Annotated in this window: 15 protein-coding genes and 2 pseudogenes; 11 read left to right on the top strand and 6 right to left on the bottom strand. The window is 42.0% G+C overall.

The window, feature by feature from the left end; translation table 11 throughout:
* The 6 genes and pseudogenes from ACFE90_RS25640 to ACFE90_RS25615 all read left to right on the top strand — a co-directional run.
* Positions 1 to 512, top strand: a 512-nt coding sequence (locus ACFE90_RS25640) for a Uma2 family endonuclease (RefSeq protein ID WP_375505258.1), incomplete at its 5' end; no start/stop codon positions are given.
* 69 nt (positions 513 to 581) lie between these two features.
* Positions 582 to 761 (top strand): annotated as a pseudogene (locus tag ACFE90_RS25635) (Uma2 family endonuclease); the annotation flags it as partial.
* Positions 757 to 951 (top strand): Uma2 family endonuclease, encoded by a 195-nt coding sequence (locus ACFE90_RS25630; RefSeq protein WP_375505257.1) that lies wholly within the window; start codon positions 757 to 759, stop codon positions 949 to 951. The pseudogene ACFE90_RS25635 and the gene ACFE90_RS25630, both read left to right, overlap by 5 nt.
* A gap of 507 nt (positions 952 to 1458) precedes the next feature.
* Entirely contained in the window at positions 1459 to 2019 is a 561-nt protein-coding gene (locus ACFE90_RS25625; protein ID WP_375505256.1) for a Uma2 family endonuclease, read from the top strand.
* 121 nt (positions 2020 to 2140) lie between these two features.
* A complete protein-coding gene (locus tag ACFE90_RS25620; RefSeq protein ID WP_375505255.1) occupies positions 2141 to 2332 on the top strand; it encodes a hypothetical protein in 192 nt (63 codons plus the stop codon).
* Positions 2333 to 2423: 91 nt separating this feature from the next.
* Complete coding sequence (locus tag ACFE90_RS25615) at positions 2424 to 3572, top strand: AI-2E family transporter (protein WP_375505254.1); 1149 nt, start codon at positions 2424 to 2426, stop codon at positions 3570 to 3572.
* Between the two features lie 226 nt (positions 3573 to 3798).
* Here the strand turns inward: ACFE90_RS25615 and ACFE90_RS25610 are convergent, their stop codons facing one another.
* The 3 genes from ACFE90_RS25610 to ACFE90_RS25600 all read right to left on the bottom strand — a co-directional run bounded on the left by ACFE90_RS25610 (position 3799) and on the right by ACFE90_RS25600 (position 8325).
* On the bottom strand, positions 3799 to 4656 hold the full coding sequence (locus ACFE90_RS25610; RefSeq protein ID WP_375505253.1) for a DUF928 domain-containing protein: 858 nt from the start codon (positions 4654 to 4656) through the stop codon (positions 3799 to 3801).
* A gap of 200 nt (positions 4657 to 4856) precedes the next feature.
* Positions 4857 to 7187: a CHASE2 domain-containing protein gene (locus ACFE90_RS25605; protein ID WP_375505259.1), complete on the bottom strand. Its 2331-nt coding sequence runs from the start codon at positions 7185 to 7187 to the stop codon at positions 4857 to 4859.
* A 169-nt stretch (positions 7188 to 7356) separates the two neighbouring features.
* On the bottom strand, positions 7357 to 8325 hold the full coding sequence (locus ACFE90_RS25600; RefSeq protein WP_375505252.1) for a DUF1822 family protein: 969 nt from the start codon (positions 8323 to 8325) through the stop codon (positions 7357 to 7359).
* Between the two features lie 655 nt (positions 8326 to 8980).
* On the opposite strand from ACFE90_RS25600, the gene ACFE90_RS25595 reads away from it, so the two are divergent.
* The 5 genes from ACFE90_RS25595 to ACFE90_RS25575 all read left to right on the top strand — a co-directional run bounded on the left by ACFE90_RS25595 (position 8981) and on the right by ACFE90_RS25575 (position 14171).
* Positions 8981 to 9625 (top strand): sigma-70 family RNA polymerase sigma factor, encoded by a 645-nt coding sequence (locus ACFE90_RS25595; RefSeq protein ID WP_375505251.1) that lies wholly within the window; start codon positions 8981 to 8983, stop codon positions 9623 to 9625.
* 34 nt (positions 9626 to 9659) lie between these two features.
* Positions 9660 to 10631 (top strand): DUF1822 family protein, encoded by a 972-nt coding sequence (locus ACFE90_RS25590; RefSeq protein WP_375505250.1) that lies wholly within the window; start codon positions 9660 to 9662, stop codon positions 10629 to 10631.
* A gap of 26 nt (positions 10632 to 10657) precedes the next feature.
* Positions 10658 to 12994, top strand: coding sequence for a CHASE2 domain-containing protein (locus ACFE90_RS25585; RefSeq protein WP_375505249.1), 2337 nt, complete (start codon positions 10658 to 10660; stop codon positions 12992 to 12994).
* A 38-nt stretch (positions 12995 to 13032) separates the two neighbouring features.
* A complete protein-coding gene (locus tag ACFE90_RS25580) occupies positions 13033 to 13791 on the top strand; it encodes a DUF928 domain-containing protein (RefSeq protein ID WP_375505248.1) in 759 nt (252 codons plus the stop codon).
* Positions 13792 to 14015: 224 nt separating this feature from the next.
* On the top strand, positions 14016 to 14171 hold the full coding sequence (locus tag ACFE90_RS25575; RefSeq protein WP_375505247.1) for a hypothetical protein: 156 nt from the start codon (positions 14016 to 14018) through the stop codon (positions 14169 to 14171).
* Between the two features lie 5 nt (positions 14172 to 14176).
* On the opposite strand, the gene ACFE90_RS25570 is transcribed toward ACFE90_RS25575, so the two are convergent.
* The 3 genes and pseudogenes from ACFE90_RS25570 to ACFE90_RS25560 all read right to left on the bottom strand — a co-directional run.
* Positions 14177 to 14551 carry a hypothetical protein gene (locus ACFE90_RS25570; protein ID WP_375505246.1) on the bottom strand — a complete coding sequence of 125 codons (375 nt, stop codon included), beginning with the start codon at positions 14549 to 14551 and terminating at the stop codon, positions 14177 to 14179.
* A 140-nt stretch (positions 14552 to 14691) separates the two neighbouring features.
* Positions 14692 to 14856, bottom strand: a complete 165-nt coding sequence (locus ACFE90_RS25565) for a hypothetical protein (protein ID WP_375505245.1) — start codon at positions 14854 to 14856, stop codon at positions 14692 to 14694.
* Between the two features lie 124 nt (positions 14857 to 14980).
* Positions 14981 to 16201 (bottom strand): annotated as a pseudogene (locus ACFE90_RS25560) (S-layer family protein); the annotation flags it as partial.

Raw genomic sequence — 16201 nt, 5'->3', positions numbered from 1 at the left:
TGCCGGAAACCGAACCAGCATCAGATTTTATTAACGGAGAAATCATTCAAAAACCCATGCCTCAAGGCGAACATGGTCTGATTCAGACAACTTTTTGTGAAGTTATTAACGGCTTAGTGAGAAATCAGAAAACTGCTATAGCTATTCCAGAACTGCGCTGTACCTTTGGCGGTGCATCTATCGTCCCTGATGTGTCTGTGTTTCGCTGGCATAGAATTCCTAAAACTCCATCTGGCAGAATTGTTAATCGCTTTGAAATTAATCCCGACTGGGCAATTGAGATTGTTTCCCCAGACCAAAGATTAAAAAAAGTGTTGAGTAAGTTATTGCATTGTTCGCGCAATGGTACTGAACTCGGCTGGTTAATCAACCCTGAAGATGAAAGCGTGCTGGGAGTGTTTAGTGGACAGCGAGTGGAATTATACGAAGGTACTGATAAATTACCCATTCTTGAAGGTATCGAATTAGAAATTACCGTGGAACAAGTTTTTGGTTGGCTGAGTTTGACATGAAGATATCTTCTGATTATCGCTAATGCACATAATTGAAGATATTCCCCTCTATGGTATTTAGTTACGGCGATCGCAACTCAACCCCAATTAACTTTAGACGATTTCCTCAAACTGCCAGAAACTGAGCCAGCATCAGATTTTATCAACGGAGAAATCATTCAAAAACCAATGCCCCAAGGTGAACATAGCCGACTACAGGCTAAATTCTGTGATGTCATTAATAATGTAACTGAAAGCCAAAAAATTGCTTTATGCAGAAGCAGGCATTGCTGAATATTGGGTTGTCAATCTCAAAAATTCTCAGTTGCTAGTATTTCGAGACTTAAAAAATGGGCAATACATAACTGAACTGACATTAACCACAGGTACTATTATCCCCCTATCGTTTGGTGATATATCCGTCCAAGTTCATCGCCTCGTAGGTTTCGCAAAAATATAATTGCACTTGTCAGGAACGAAGGATGCGAGAATACACCCTACTGGCTAACAGGGTTTCTCACATAGCAACCAGAACTGCGATCGCTCTTTGGTACTATAAGTAAAGATTGATTGAGTTTATCAAAAAATATGAGACTTCAAATTCGATTATTTAAACTCATTGTTTCTGTACTGTCAACGATAGGAATTCTTGGACTAAATTTGTTCTTGCTTAAGTCAAGTGGAGAATTAATACACTATTCGATATTTATTAATTTTTACTTTATTCTAGCTAGACATATTTTGAATGTTTTTGGAGTAACTATAGTTGAAGTAGCTTTCGTATGGTTATTAGTAATTTTAAATTTTTTGTCTATACGAGCCGGTTTAATTATTACTTTGGTTCTGCTTATCTTAAGTGGAATTATAATTTTAGTGCCAATTAATAGTGTTTAAACTAGATTCTGCCTCCATCAGACGTTTAGCGAGTTAGCCCATAATTAAACCATCCCCTCTATTCCAGTCACTTATGACTATTGCCAGTCAACCCCAACTAACTTCAGACGATTTCCTCAAATTACCGGAAACTAAGCCAGCATCAGACTTTATCAATGGGGAAATCATTCAAAAACCAATGCCTCAAGGTGAACATAGCTTGCTCCAAACTGCTCTTTGCGAAACAATTAACAGCATAGCTAGAAGTCAAAAAATTGCTTTGGCTTTCCCAGAACTGCGTTGTACCTTTGGCGGTGCTTCTATAGTCCCTGATGTGTCTGTGTTTCGCTGGGATAGAATTCCTAAAACTCCATCTGGCAGAATTGCTAACCGCTTTGAAATTCATCCCGACTGGGCAATTGAGATTCTTTCCCCAGACCAAAGGTTAAAAAAAGTGTTGAGTAAATTATTTCATTGTTCGCGCAATGGTACTGAAATCAGCTGGTTAATCAACCTTGAAGACGAAAGTGTGCTGGGGATTTTTCCTGGACAGCGAATGGAATTATACGAAGGTGCTGATAAATTACCCATCCTTGAGGGAATCGAATTAGAACTGACTGTAGAACAAGTTTTTGGCTGGTTGAGTTTGACGTAAATAAAGCGAACGCATTTCCCAAAGAAAGTTGGAAAGGATTGTATCTGTAGGTTTATTGTAGAAACTGGGCGGTACAGCGCAAATTCGTGTGTACCACAAAAATTTGTATTGCCGTACTTTTATGCAAAATCAACTAGGATTGGTTCTGAAACTGCTTTTACTCTCGGCTTTAGTATCGGTATTGATTAAGTATGCAGGGCCAAGTCTATCAATTCCGGCGACAGCAACCAACGCGCTAATTATAGTATTGTTGCCAATTGTGATTATAGCGATCGCCCTACTGTGGCGATTCCAAGCACAGAAACAAAATTAACAAGGGAAGCATCCACGCACAAGTGACTAAAATCAGTTAATCTAGCTAAATTACCAAAAATTGCATCTCGCCAACCGTTGGGAGTCAGCCTGTGAACCTCGGTCAATGGATCGGCTTAATCGCCATCGTTCTTTCTTTATACATCCTGTGGCAAATTAAGGAAGTGCTTTTGCTTATGTTTGCCGCAGTTGTGTTAGCCACCACCTTAAATCGGCTAGCGAAACGCTTCCAACGCTTAGGCATGAGGCGTGGCTTCGCCGTCCTCCTCGCAGTAGCTATCTTTTTTGCAGGTGTAGTGGGTTTTTTCTGGCTAATTGTGCCGCCATTTGCCCAGCAGTTTCAAGAACTAACCTATCAAGTTCCTAAAGGGTTTGGGCGCTTTAATAGTTGGCTTGACGCCCTGAGAACTCGTATTCCTGACCAGTTAATTCCTTACATCCCAGATTTAAACAGCCTGAGCCAACAAGTACAGCCCTTCGTCAATCGAGTATTGGGAAACTCCTTCGCTTTTGTATCTGGCTCTTTGGAAGTTATCCTCAAGATTTTGCTAGTCTTGGTTTTAACCGGAATGATTTTAGCCAACCCCGTGGCTTACCGCAAAGTATTCGTGCGGCTTTTCCCCTCATTTTATCGGCGGCGGGTGGATGGGATTTTAGATAAGTGCGAAGTCTCTTTGGGGGGATGGATTACAGGCGCTTTCATTGCCATCTGTGTAGTGGGGCTGATGAGTTTGATTGGCTTATCAATTTTGCATGTAAAGGCAGCACTAGCTTTAGCGGTTTTAGCAGGATTTTTGAACTTAATTCCCAATCTGGGTCCCACGATGAGTGTAATACCAGCAATGGCGATCGCCTTCTTGGATGAACCTTGGAAAGCGATCGCTGTCTTAATTCTCTACTTTTTTATTCAACAGGCTGAGAGTAATTTCATCACGCCTGTTGTTATGGCGCATCAAGTCTCATTGCTGCCAGCCATAACCTTAATTGCCCAACTATTTTTCGTCACCTTCTTTGGCTTTTTAGGATTATTTCTGGCGCTACCCCTGACTGTTGTTGCTAAGATTTGGTTGCAAGAAGTACTGATCAAAGATGTTTTGGATGAATGGGGGAATAACCATAAAAAAGAGACTGAGCTTGTGATGGTTCCTGAATCTCTTGGAGCAGATGATAATTGGACAGCAGAAAATCCCGATATTAATCGGGAGCGACGCATTGATGATATCTTGCAAAAAGAAGATTAAAAGGGACTGGGGACTGGGTACTGGGGACTGGGAAAAAGTTTTTTAAAATTTGGTGGTGGGTAAAAGCCCCCACCATAATTTTTCGATTTGGCACCCAATCCCTAATCCCTAATCCCCAGTCCCCAGTCCCTTTTACTTTTAGATTTTAGATTTCTGAAAATCCTAGTTGGTAATGGGCGATTTATGGTCACTACCAACTAGGATTTTATTTTATGTTTAATTATGGCTACTTGCTTAGTTGCTCTGGGAATGTGTTTCTTAGTCTCAAACTTTCCGAAACAATCGGTTCTGCTGCAATATCATCTAAGCGGATGCTGCTTAACAAATTCCGCCACTCTGCTTGTAACGCTGTATCTTTAGGATTTTGATCGCGTAGTTGGGCCAGTATCGTCAGTGCCTCGTACCATATCCCATTTTGGGCATAGATAGCATAGCGCTTTAGAGGTTCTGTGGTTTGTAGCTGTTTGATCGCGGCTGGTTTGAGTTCGATTCGTTGTATTACTCCTTCGACGAAAGTCGGGGGAGAATTCTCTTGGTGGTCACAGTTAACGGTTAAAAACCAGCGATATTGTTTGTTTAGTGCTAAGGCAGGAGCGCTGGTAGGCAGAGAAACGCGGATGACTCCTGCTTTATCTGGTAGAGCGATCGCGTCTTTGTAAATCTCCTTCAAGTCCTGATCTTGCAGCACAAATTTAACTGCATAGGGCAAATCTTTAGTATACGGTACATAGAAAAACCAACTTGGGTGTTCTACCGTTGTCTGTCCCCAGACATTAATCACTGAGTCAGCTTCCTCAGTAAAAGGCACTAAAGCAGTCAGGTCAGTTTTAGTAATAGGAAGTGGACATGCATCCCCGCCGTCGCGCTTCGCTCCACCACGAACCCGACCTCCAGGAGGGGGGCCAGATGGAAGCGAGGGTTGATTAAAGGCTGTAGCTTGAGCAAGGTTCGTTTTAGCACTACGAGCGCTAGGTGAAGAATCAAGAGTTGGTTTTGCCAGTACTGGAGTCAGGCTAACGAGTAAACTGGTGCAGCTAAGAGCTACTACTAAAAACAGTTTTATCTGTTGTAAATTTGACTTCATAAAAACCTTCCCTTAAGTATGCAAACCTTGTATGTAGATTTATCTGCTGGTTATCCAAAAATTTAATAAAATAATCCTTCCCCATTCTCTATTAAACTCCAAAAATTAAGTTACCTAAATTCTTCTATCTAATACAATTATCAGGTTCTTCTCCCCCTGCCTGCCTTAACAGATCAATTTTCTTAACTAAGTGTATTACCCTATTCCCCGGTAGCTACCCGAACTTTTGTTGTTGAATTAAATATTGACATCAAGCCAAGCGTGACAATCAACGACAAAGCCGAAGGTACAAAAGGCACCCAAGCACCCGAAATTAACAGAGCAAAGCAAACTAAATATAGAACACTAGAGGTAATAATAACTGCCAATGCCAACCAAGGGAAGGAAAGCTTTCGCCAAGCCAGAACTCCCCCTATTAAAGACCAGCCCCAAATCCAGGCTACCTCAGCCCACAGTGACCAAACCCGCAGCAAGGGTCGCCCATCCTGCACTGCACTGAGGATTTGGCTGATCATCTGCGCTTGTACTAACACTCCTGGCATTTGCTCATCTAAAGGAACGCCATAGGGTGTAGGCCAGGTGTCTGGAGAATCCCCCTTTGCCACTACACCAATCAAAACAATTTTATCTTTGATAGCACTGGGGTTAATTGGACTAGATAAAAATTGGGTTAGCTTCACCTGTTCGGCTATTTGTTTTGGTGAACGGTAATTGAGTAAGATTTGACCGCCATTAGCATCAATATTTTGATAGCCGCCAGTACGAGATTTCAGGTTAGGAAAAATAGTTTTACCTAGCTGCAAATTCCCTTCAGGGGTGAACTTCGGTTCAATTCCTGAAGGGCGCAGATAGAGGGAAGCGAGTTCTAGACTGAATGCAAAGGGAGCAGGACATAACGATGTCGCCTCTTGATTCATGAACAGAAGATGCCGACGGATAACTCCATCACGATCATGAATAAAGTCACTGAATCCCAAATTTGTTGTGGGGATTTCTGGCGGCGGTTGATTTCCTGGGATATTTACTGTGATATCGCTCCCTTTACATACGCCAATCAAATTCTGAGTTTTTTGAAGACGAGTAATTAAATCTGGTTGTTTGGCTTTAAAATCACGGTAGATATCCAAGCCGATCGCACGGGGTTGGTATTGATTCAGTTTTGCCAGGAGTTTGTTAAGAGATTTTTCGGAAATGGAAGCTCCAATCAAATCCTCGTTATTTTTTCTTTGAATTGCTAGATCGTCATCATCAATTGTGATTATTAAGAGTCGGGAATCAAGTCCTTCCGTAGGGCGCGATCGCATCATCAAGTCATAGGTTGCAATCTCTGCATTTTCCAGCAATCCCAGCAATCTCGGCCCACAAACAAAGCCTGTAATCGCCAAACTGGATAACAAAGTTATCGTAAGTCTGTGTCTGATAGACAAAACTAAATTTGGTGCTTCAGTTTTTGTAGACCTTAATTCATCCCAAGTGGGTGGGATCTGCGCTGGATTTTGGCAAATCATTGGTAGCCAAGTCGCACAGGGAAACTTATCCTCAAGTCCTTGCAACCGTTCCCGCGCTTGGCGTACCGACTGATATAAAGGCTCGCCACTGGCAAAACCTTCGAGAAAATACTTTAAGAACTCCTTGGCAACCTGATCTGGGACAGGTTCACGCATGATGATCATCTGAGGAATTTGCAAATCAGCCAGTTCTCGCGCCAATCCCAATCCATCACAGGAGTTGAATATAGCTAGTTGCAAGCCGTTTTCAATGGCTTTCTTTAGAGCATACTTTAACTCGCCAATGGTGAGGCTATCAGTTTTATTCAGATAAATTCGTCCGCTTTCTCCATTTTTGTTACTGGAACTGTGCCCAGCAAAAAAGAGAATATCCCAGTTTTTTCCCCAAAGATGCTCAGTCAATTCCTTCCGTTGTGGTTCTACCAGAAAGCTAACCTCTGCATTACTACACTGTTGCAGTAAAGCTTGATCGGCCTGGGTGTCAATTCCCTGACTATTGCCTACAATCGCTAAAATGTTGACTAATTGATTTTTTGTGCGTGGTTTGTGAATGCGATCGTAAGATGGTGAAGAAAGGGCGATTTCAGCCTTGGGGTAGCGTTCTAACAAATCCCACAGATGCCAGGGTAATAGCTGCAATTGGCTATTTTCTGTTTGTAAAATTACCCGCACTTCTTCCGTGGACGACAATCTTTCTAACCATTTTTCCCTCAAAGGGCGAAACTCCTCTGCTCGCAGCCACGTATTAAAGCGTGCCCGCAAAATATGAGAAGCGTTTTCGCAGTCTTGAATCATCGATACATTCGTTACCTGCATTTTGTCAGCATGGAGACGATAACGATTGCCTATCTGCCGATAACTAGACTGCCAATGACTGTAATAGAGCGGCATTTCGGGAAATGAAGGTAATTTACCCGTAATTTCTGTTGTAGCACGCTCGTGTTCTTCACCAATTTCAAGGGTGACAGCAAACCCTTGCTCAAAACTACCCTCTCCGAATTTCAGAACCACTAACTTACCCATGACCGTCGCTATCCCCCTGTACGAAACCATGCCCTGTTCTCATGTCTCATTACAAGCTCTACAAGCATTTACAGATTTTTTTCAAAATCCCTAAAAGCTGGCTTGAATTTTTAATTAACCAATTACCACTTAATAAATTATCGACAAAAAGGGAAGATAGCTAGATGTTTTAAATTCTAAAATATTCGGTAATGCTAGTATCATTTATGGCTATTTGAACGCTAAATTGCTCTCTAGGTTCACCGCGAAACTGCAACTGAATGTAGTTATCTAATTTTCTAGATTGAGCATCTAGAAATACTGTTCCTGAACTATCTAAAACGGTAAGATGAACTCCTGGTGGCAAGTAAATGTGATTACCAGTAGCGTGCAATTGGAGATGAATACTGGTTTGCTGATCCTTTTCTGGGCTGATTTCTACAATCAACATGACGGGTTGGTTGAGAATTTGGATACCTAAATCAATCAGTTTTGCACGTTTAGTAATTGATTCTGGTCGGTTAAGGGCATTTAGTTCCACAGTATCAGTACTGCGAAAGGCATAAATTGGTCTGAGTTCTGGCACGTTCCACAGAGATTCAATAGTCTGCCAACCTGTCTCAAATATACCAGTAAACCATTGACTTAGATTCACCAGTGGACTAGCTGGGGATTGGCGCAGTTGTCCCAGGTGGTCGATAAACGCTTCCAATGGTTGCAATTGCGCTAAAGGCAACCTTTCATTTTCGACACTAGGGATAAAACCAAGCAACCTCGCTTCTTGAAGCGATTCATCAAATTGAACTACTAAATAACCCACCCGTTCTTCCCAGGTTTCTGGAGGAATAGAACATATCTGCTGATGTGGATGGACAGGGCGACACTCTAGACGACCAATTGAGGGCACTTCTAAATCAGCTACATCCCCACAGAGGCGCATAATCGGGTTCCAGCTGTCACTAGCTTGGAGATCAGTAGGAATATCCATCATTTCTAAGTAGTCATTCACCACCCACACAGCCAGGGTATTCAGCCGAACTTGCTCTGCTTTTTCAGAATTTGGCTGCTGGTTAGCAAATTGCTGGGCAGTTATGCGAGCTGATTGGGAAATCGGCAATGTTAAAGCGGAATCGTCTAGCCAGTAGGTGGAGTTATTCATAAGGAACTTCTTAGTGATCAATGCTGCTGTATACATATCACCCGCATTAATTAAATTTATGCCACAAAATAGAGAATAATTATTGGAAAAAAAGAATTGAGGGATTGAGGGCTAGCCCTCAACAGTTATGAGTTATCAGTTAATTTGTCCCTTGGGAGTCAGAGTCACTGAGGAATAGAAGTAGCGTGTTTCATTCGGGGTCAAATCTGCGACTGCTTCCAATGATTAAGCTAATCGTCATTCATTTATCCAGGTTGATTCGCTTGTAGTAAGCAGCTCCAACCCTGCTTTTATGCAACTTAAATGCTCATTAGCTTAACTGTTCACTGATTTAATACGGTTCGGATAAGCAGGGGAAATAGGGGAGACAAGAGGGTTATTGTTCAGTAATTTTTCTCTTAAGAACAGCTTGTTCCCGAACTGCCCCCTTATATGGCGGGCAAGATGCTCACCCCACAATATTAGATAATTTATTTATTGGAGTTCTCTTAACCAAGAAATTCCTTAACTTAACAGTATTAATACTTACTTACATTTCTTTAATGTCTAAGCGAAAAGTTTTGTAACGATTGTGGCTAGTTTGTGTAAAAATCGCAATCCATACATGAGATATATACAGATTGGCAAGTTGGTGCGTTTGAATTCGAGGTCTTTTATGACTAACGACTGGAGAAAACAACTAGATGTACAACTTAAAGAATTAGCACTCAAAGCCCAACAACACCCATACGCAATCAAAGAACAGCGCGTAGCTTTAACACGGCTGATGAATGCAATTTGGCAGTCGGGTAGACTTATTCATCCTTATAAGGGCCAATTTAAACTAGTTTATGAAGATATTTATGATGAGGCAGTACAAAATTTATTTTTCTATCTGTGCCAAGATAACAATATTAAAAAGTATGATCCAGAACGCGGTGAAGTTATAACTTGGGTAAATATGCTATTAAGTAAACGCTTTTTTCCAGAAGCTATCCCCAAAGTTATCGGCAAAGGAAATGAAATAAATCTCGAAGATTCTCATTTGGAAAATATCCCATCATCTCAATCTCAACCTATGTCTTTATCTGAACAAATAATAGAATGTATAGAATCTGATCCAGAGTTTATTTTTTGCAAAGAACACATAAAAGGTCATCCAGAGGCAAATTTCCAAGCTATAGCTAAAAGAAGATATTCTGGAATTTCTTGGAAAGAGATTTCGGCAGAATGGGGCATTGGAATCACATCTTTACATAGTTTCTACCAACGATGCCTGAAAAAATTTACTGATAAACTCCAAGAATATATATGTATTTAATGTTTAATAAAGTTAAATTGTCTGGTCAAAAAACATGGAGAAAATCGCAGATACCTTAACATTTACAGGGCCTATTCCGCCAGATGGAAGACATCTAGCAGAAGAGTTATGTAGGCGACAAGCCACGCAAAAAAAAGCTGAACAAGTTTATCTCAATACTTTGTCTGTGTCTTTCGTAAACTCTTATTTACAATACATGGGATTTGAGACAGACTTAGACAAGAGCGATAGTTGGAATCCTATACAGCATACGCTTATGGATGTAGCTGATTTGTCGCTACAAAACTTGGGATCGTTAGAATGCCGCCCAGTGTTTGCAGATGCACAATTTATTTATGTACCGCCTGAAGTACAGTCAAATCGAATTGGCTATGTGGCTGTGCAGATAAAAACATCATTTCGAGAAGCGACGTTACTGGGATTTGTCAGGCAGGTACAAACTGATTTGTTACCAATTAACCAGTTGCAACCTTTGGACAATCTACTAGAGTATTTAGAAGAACTTTCTCAAGTGAGGCAAGCTGAGTTAGCTTCTCAATTGCCCACTTCCAACAATACTTTAGTTAAATTGAAACAATGGTTGGAAAATATTTTTGAGTCTGGTTGGCAAGAAATTGAAACTCTCTTTGATAATCAAAGAGCTAATCCAGATTGGAGTCTAAGAAGTGCTAATGATTCTTTTGTTAGCAGAGGTAAGCTGATTGATTTAGGAAAAACAGAAACCATTCAATCTGTAATTCTAGTCGTTGGCTTTATTCAAGAGAAAGAGCAAGAAATAGACATTATTGTACAAGTGCATCCTATATGGGGGGAAATTTATCTGCCACCCAATCTCCAACTGATGGTAATTGACTTTGAAGGAGTAGAGGGAGAATCTATTATGGAAGCGCAAACTAGAAACACTAACAAAAATATTCAATTACAGTTTAGTGGCGATGTAGGAGAACGTTTTAGTATTAAATTGGTCTTGGGGAATATTAGCGTGATAGAAAGTTTTCTCATCTGAAGCGAAAAACAATAGGGGTGCTGCAAATGGGAAAGTTAGTTGTTCTGAAGCTAGATGGCGATTTCGAGTTAGGGGTGCGGGTGACGCTGGAGATTGGAGAAGATGGCAAACGCCCCAGCATAGAAACGTCTGGTCACTTACCTCCTAATCTCAAAATAGCTAAAGCAATTGATGAGTGGCGGTCAACTTATTGTAGTCTAGGAAATGGCCGCATCAAAGCCAAAAAAATTATTTACGATGGTTCTATTACCCAACGGCGTGATGACTGTCAAGACAAGGCTTGTGAGTTGCGATCGCACTTAAATCTCTGGCTAGAGTCAGAGTCCTTTTGGCGGATTCGGGAAAAATTACTTAAATACTTAATGCCCAATGAGGAGGTGCGAGTGCTGATTCGCACTGCTTCTATACAGTTAGAGAAACTTCCTTGGCATCTATGGAATTTGTTCGATCAAGACTACATCAAAGCCGAAGTAGCTTTGAGCGTTCCAGAGTTAGAACAAGTAACCCGATTGCAGACATCTACCTACAGACACAAAATCAACATATTGGCGGTTTTGGGCGATAAAACTGGTATTGATGTGGACAAAGACTGCGAATTACTAAAAAAATTACCCAATGCTACCACAACCTTTTTGACACAGCCCCAACGCAATCAGATTAACGATCAGCTGTGGAACCAACCTTGGAACATTTTATTTTTCGCTGGTCATAGTAAAAGCGAAGGTGAGACTGGTCGTATTTATATTAATGACAAAGATAGTTTAACAGTTGCAGACCTGAAATATGCTCTGAGAAATGCGGTCACCAATGGGTTACAGTTGGCGATTTTCAACTCCTGTGATGGATTGGGATTAGCGCGAGAACTACAAGATTTACATATTCCCCAAATCATTGTTATGCGGGAACCTGTGCCCGATCTTGTGGCGCAAGCATTTTTAAAGCATTTTCTGGCAGCTTTTTCTTCAGGCGCATCTTTATATATTGCAGTTCGCACTGCCAGAGAAAAACTGCAAGGATTAGAGGACAAATTTCCAGGGGCAACTTGGTTACCGATAATTTGTGAAAATCCTGCTGCCATATCGATGACTTGGCCAAAGCCCCGAATTAAATCTAATATTGGCCTACTCACAAGGGGATTGCTAATGAGTGTGATGCTCACCATCAGCGTGCTAGGAGTCCGGCAAATAGGAGGATTGCAAACATGGGAGTTACAAGCTTACGATCAATTAATGCGATCGCGTCCCCAAGAAAAGCAAGATCCGCGCCTATTGATAGTCACTGTTACCGAAGAAGATTTTCAGTTACCAGAGCAAAAGGAAAGAAGAGGGTCGCTTTCGGATCTAGCACTAACCCGACTTTTGAAAAAACTTGCACAGTTCCAACCCAAAGCCATTGGCTTGGATATTTATCACGATCAGTCATCACAACGCAACCAAGCTTCTTTGGCGACTAGGTTGAAAATAGATGACAAGCTTTTTGCAATTTGCAAAGTTCAAGAACTCACAAAAGAACGTCCCGGAATTTCACCTCCTTTGGGGGTTCCGTTAGAACGCCAAGGATTTAGTGATATTATCCCAGACCTAGACCACGTTCTGCGTCGTCATTTATTGGCAATGCAACCAGCAAACGTAACCTCCCCTTGTACTGCACGCTACGCCCTTAATGCTCAACTGGCATTCCACTACTTGCAGGCAAAAGGCATCTCTGCCAAATACACTGACTCTGGCGATTTGCAGTTAGGCAACGTTGTTTTTAAGCGGTTGCAGCCTCAGATGGGTGGCTATCAACAAGCGGATACAGGCGGCTACCAAATATTGCTCAATTACCGCTCTTTCCAAAATTCTCCTGGAGAAATTGCTCCTAAAGTCACACTCACAGATGTTCTAAGGGGTAAAGTTAACGCTCAACAAGTCAAAGACAGAATTGTTCTCATTGGTACTACCGCCCAAAGCTTTCGTGATTATAGTCCTACCCCCTACATGACTGGGCAGGGTTTTTCCAAAGAAATACCAGGGGTGATTCTGCAAGCACAAATGGTGAGTCAGCTGGTGAGTGCGGTGATGGATGGGCGATCTTTGATATCAGTTTTGCCCGTTTGGGGCGAAGTTTTGTGGGTTTGGAGTTGGTCAGTGGTTGGAGGTGCGGTCGGTATAGCCGGATCAGTGGCGATCGCACCAAGCGAACGCTCAAGACTATATTTAATACTGGCGGGAGGAGGTGTACTTGGAGTCTTATACGTTTTTTGCTTAATTCTCTTTTACCAAGGGATTTGGGTTCCTCTAGTCCCGTCAGCTTTGGTTTTAGTGGCTACTGGCGGCACTGTGGCAATTTATTTGTTTTCACAACAAAGCAGCGACAACTGACTTCTACAACTTGAGCAATAAAAAAGATGAAGTTATCTATGCAAAAGATTCAAATTTTTCTCGCCGTTAGTTTAACATTCCTTAGCTCTATAAATGTGCAGGCACAGCCTGCAAATTCCAACGGACAATTAAAGCAATCATTGATTTTCGCAGCACCACCTCCACCAAAAGACATCGGGGAACCGGGTAAGCGAGCAGAAGCAGGTAGCCGTGGCTGTGGTCAGGATATAAATAAGCTCCTGAATTCTTCTCAAAAGCGGCTCACAGCCTTAGTGCCTGTTTATTCAAACTCAGAATTGGTGTTTGGAACAGCGATCGCAGAGCATCCTAGTTTCTTATTCTATGTTCCTTATGCATCGGAATTTGCATCTGGAGAGTTTGTGCTAGAAGATGAAGCAGAACATCAGACTATTTACAAAACTTCTTTAACGGGGACACCAGGAGTAGTAAACCTTCGCTTGCCATCAAAAGCAGCACCTTTGGAGATTGGCAAGCAATACCGATGGTATTTTAATATCTACTGTCAGAAGGATAACCAACTTATTGCTAATCTTGAAGGCTATGTAAAACGGGAGCAACTAAAGCCTGCTTTGAAAACTCAATTGGAAAAAGCAACACCACGCCAGCAAGTAAACCTTTATGCGGCTAATGGTATTTGGTATGAAGCGCTGAGTGCTGCTAGTGAATTGCGTCGCACCAATTCGCAAGATACTTCTTGGACGGCGCTGTTGAAAGCTGTGGGTTTGAATGATTTTGCAACTGAACCAAAAGTAAAGTGCTGCAATTTAGAGAATTAGGGCGTTGCATAAATGTGGGATGATTTTATCAAAACGGAATTCAGGAGTCAGGAGCCAGAATGGGCTAAACCTTAGCTATCCGCTAACAGAATGAATTAATTTTGTGCGAAAAAGCGGATAGCGTAGCGTTAGCGAGGAACGAGCGTCGGAACGAGCGTCGGAACGAGCGTCTTGATTCTGACTATTGAATTCTGACTTGTGACTTCTTCTTCAAAGAGTTTCCTTTGCACGGCAGTTGCTTGGCTGTCGGCATCGCAAGGACGCACTGCCTTGTCTTTGCGCGAGATAAATCCCGCAACTATGCAACGCCAGAATTAGCAGTGAAGAGCGATCGCCTTTGGAGAAAAGTCAGCGATGCTCTACACTTACTCAATGGTTAAGTTAATTAACTTACAGCCGCAACTAACTTTTTACGGTTAGAACGCTTGCGCTCTGATTTTTTCTTTAGTCCAACTGCTTGAGCTTGATCGCTGTCTGACCCATATTGCCCGCGCACAACTTCTTTCATAGCTAATACAGCATTGTGAAATTCCCATTCTGCTAATCGCGCAGCATCAGAGGCAGCACGATATAAAGTTAGTTTCTCGATTTCGGCTTGTTGAAAATTCAACATAGTTTGATAAGCTTGCTGTAAGTTTGCAGCAGAGGCGTCAGCACGGGTTGTATTGTATGTGCTGATGGTTTGAAAACCGTGCAATGAATTAATATCTTGACTAATTGATTGAGGAGGCAAACGGCGTGTTGTATCTTGGGTAGGCATAGATGTATCCCGTAATAAAGTATACATTTAATATGCCCATTACAACTCTAAAGCTAACAGGAGGCTTTTACAGCTATTTTCGGGTAAATGTACCACATCTTTTTTATCTCACGCAAAGCCGCTCCAGGCGCACAGAGGAATCAAGAGTGTGGTTTAAAAACATGAAAACTGCTGTAAATTATGTAAGCCGATGCAATGGCATTGTCAGGCGATACAATCGCATTGTAAATCGATGCAATGGCATTGTCAGTCGATGCGATCGCATTGTAAATTGATGCAATGGCATTGTCACCCAATACAATCACATTGTCAGTCGATACAATCGAATTGTCAGCCGAAACAATCGCATTGTCAGTCGAAACAATCGCATTGTCAGTCGATGAAAAAAACCAGATTGCAATCTGACTTTCTTAAATTACGAATTACGAATTACGAATTACGAATTGCTTTGCAAGATGCAGGCTTCAACCAAGGACTATGGGGCGTAGTGGTGGGAAGATTTGCTGTCAGCACGACTTCCCCTTTTTCGTTTAGCGCCAAACCAGTAGCTTCTATGATGGGTTCTGGTGCGGAGGTAGTTATTTTGCTGGGAACAAAGGGGCGATCAGGGCGATCGTTGTTTGGATTGAGACTCACCAAATCTACCTGCACTGCATCAGTGTTAAGAGCTTCACCTGGATTAGGAGGCAAGCCGCCGCGTCCAGTGATTGTAAAACTGCTCTTAGCTAAATTTCCACTAGCTTGACAAGTCTGTGCTACTTGGGTATCAACTGGTATTGTTGGCAGGTTGATGTTGCCACTGTTAGGGTCTACATCAGGTGTGTTGATTTCTACATTACCACTTAACTCAGAACTTGCTCCTGTTGCAGTAATGTCACTTGTTTTATTAGATGCCACATCTCGAAACTGTATACCAAAGATACCTTGGGCATTGATTTGCACATTTCCCCCACGGAAGTTAGCAGAATTGGCGCTGATATCACTATTTTCAAAACCAATGAGAAAATCGCTGTCAATGTTGATGTTGCCGCCGATGATATTTTCTCCTGTGGCGTTGGTGAAGATGTTGCTATTACGACTCATTATCAAAAATTGTGAGTTAATGTTAATTGTCGCCTGCTCCCTATTGGGGTCAACTTTAGCACTTTGTGTGTTTGCGCTGAGTAAGGCATTGTTATTTAAACGAATAGAGTGAGCATTTACTGTCATGTTCCCTGCGGTTCCTGTTCCGGCACTCAGCACGCTTATTGCAGCTCCATCTTTGACTAATAAGGTATTCGTTTTAATCGTCAAATCTCCCGCATCCCCTGTTGAGCTTGAGTCTGCAGAAGCAAACAAGCCACTAGAAGACTGATTATCAACAGACCTACCAATCAGTTGTACGCTGTCAGCTGTGACAGTCAAATTCCCGCCATTGCCTGCACCAAATGTGCTAGCACTGACCTGTGCTCCATCTTGCACTACCATCTGTTGGGTGTTAATAGTCAAATCACCTGCATTCCCGGTTGCGCCTCTAGTATTCTGTTGAGCAAATAAGCCGCTAGAGATACCAATCAGTTGTACGCTGTCAGCTGTGACAGTCAAATTCCCACCACTGCCTGCACCAAATGTGCTAGCACTGACCTCTGCCCCATCTCGCACCAGTAATTG

Source organism: uncultured Nostoc sp. (assembly GCF_964245445.1).
Taxonomy (GTDB): Bacteria; Cyanobacteriota; Cyanobacteriia; order Cyanobacteriales; family Nostocaceae; genus Nostoc.
This window is presented reverse-complemented; position numbering and strand designations above follow the sequence as displayed.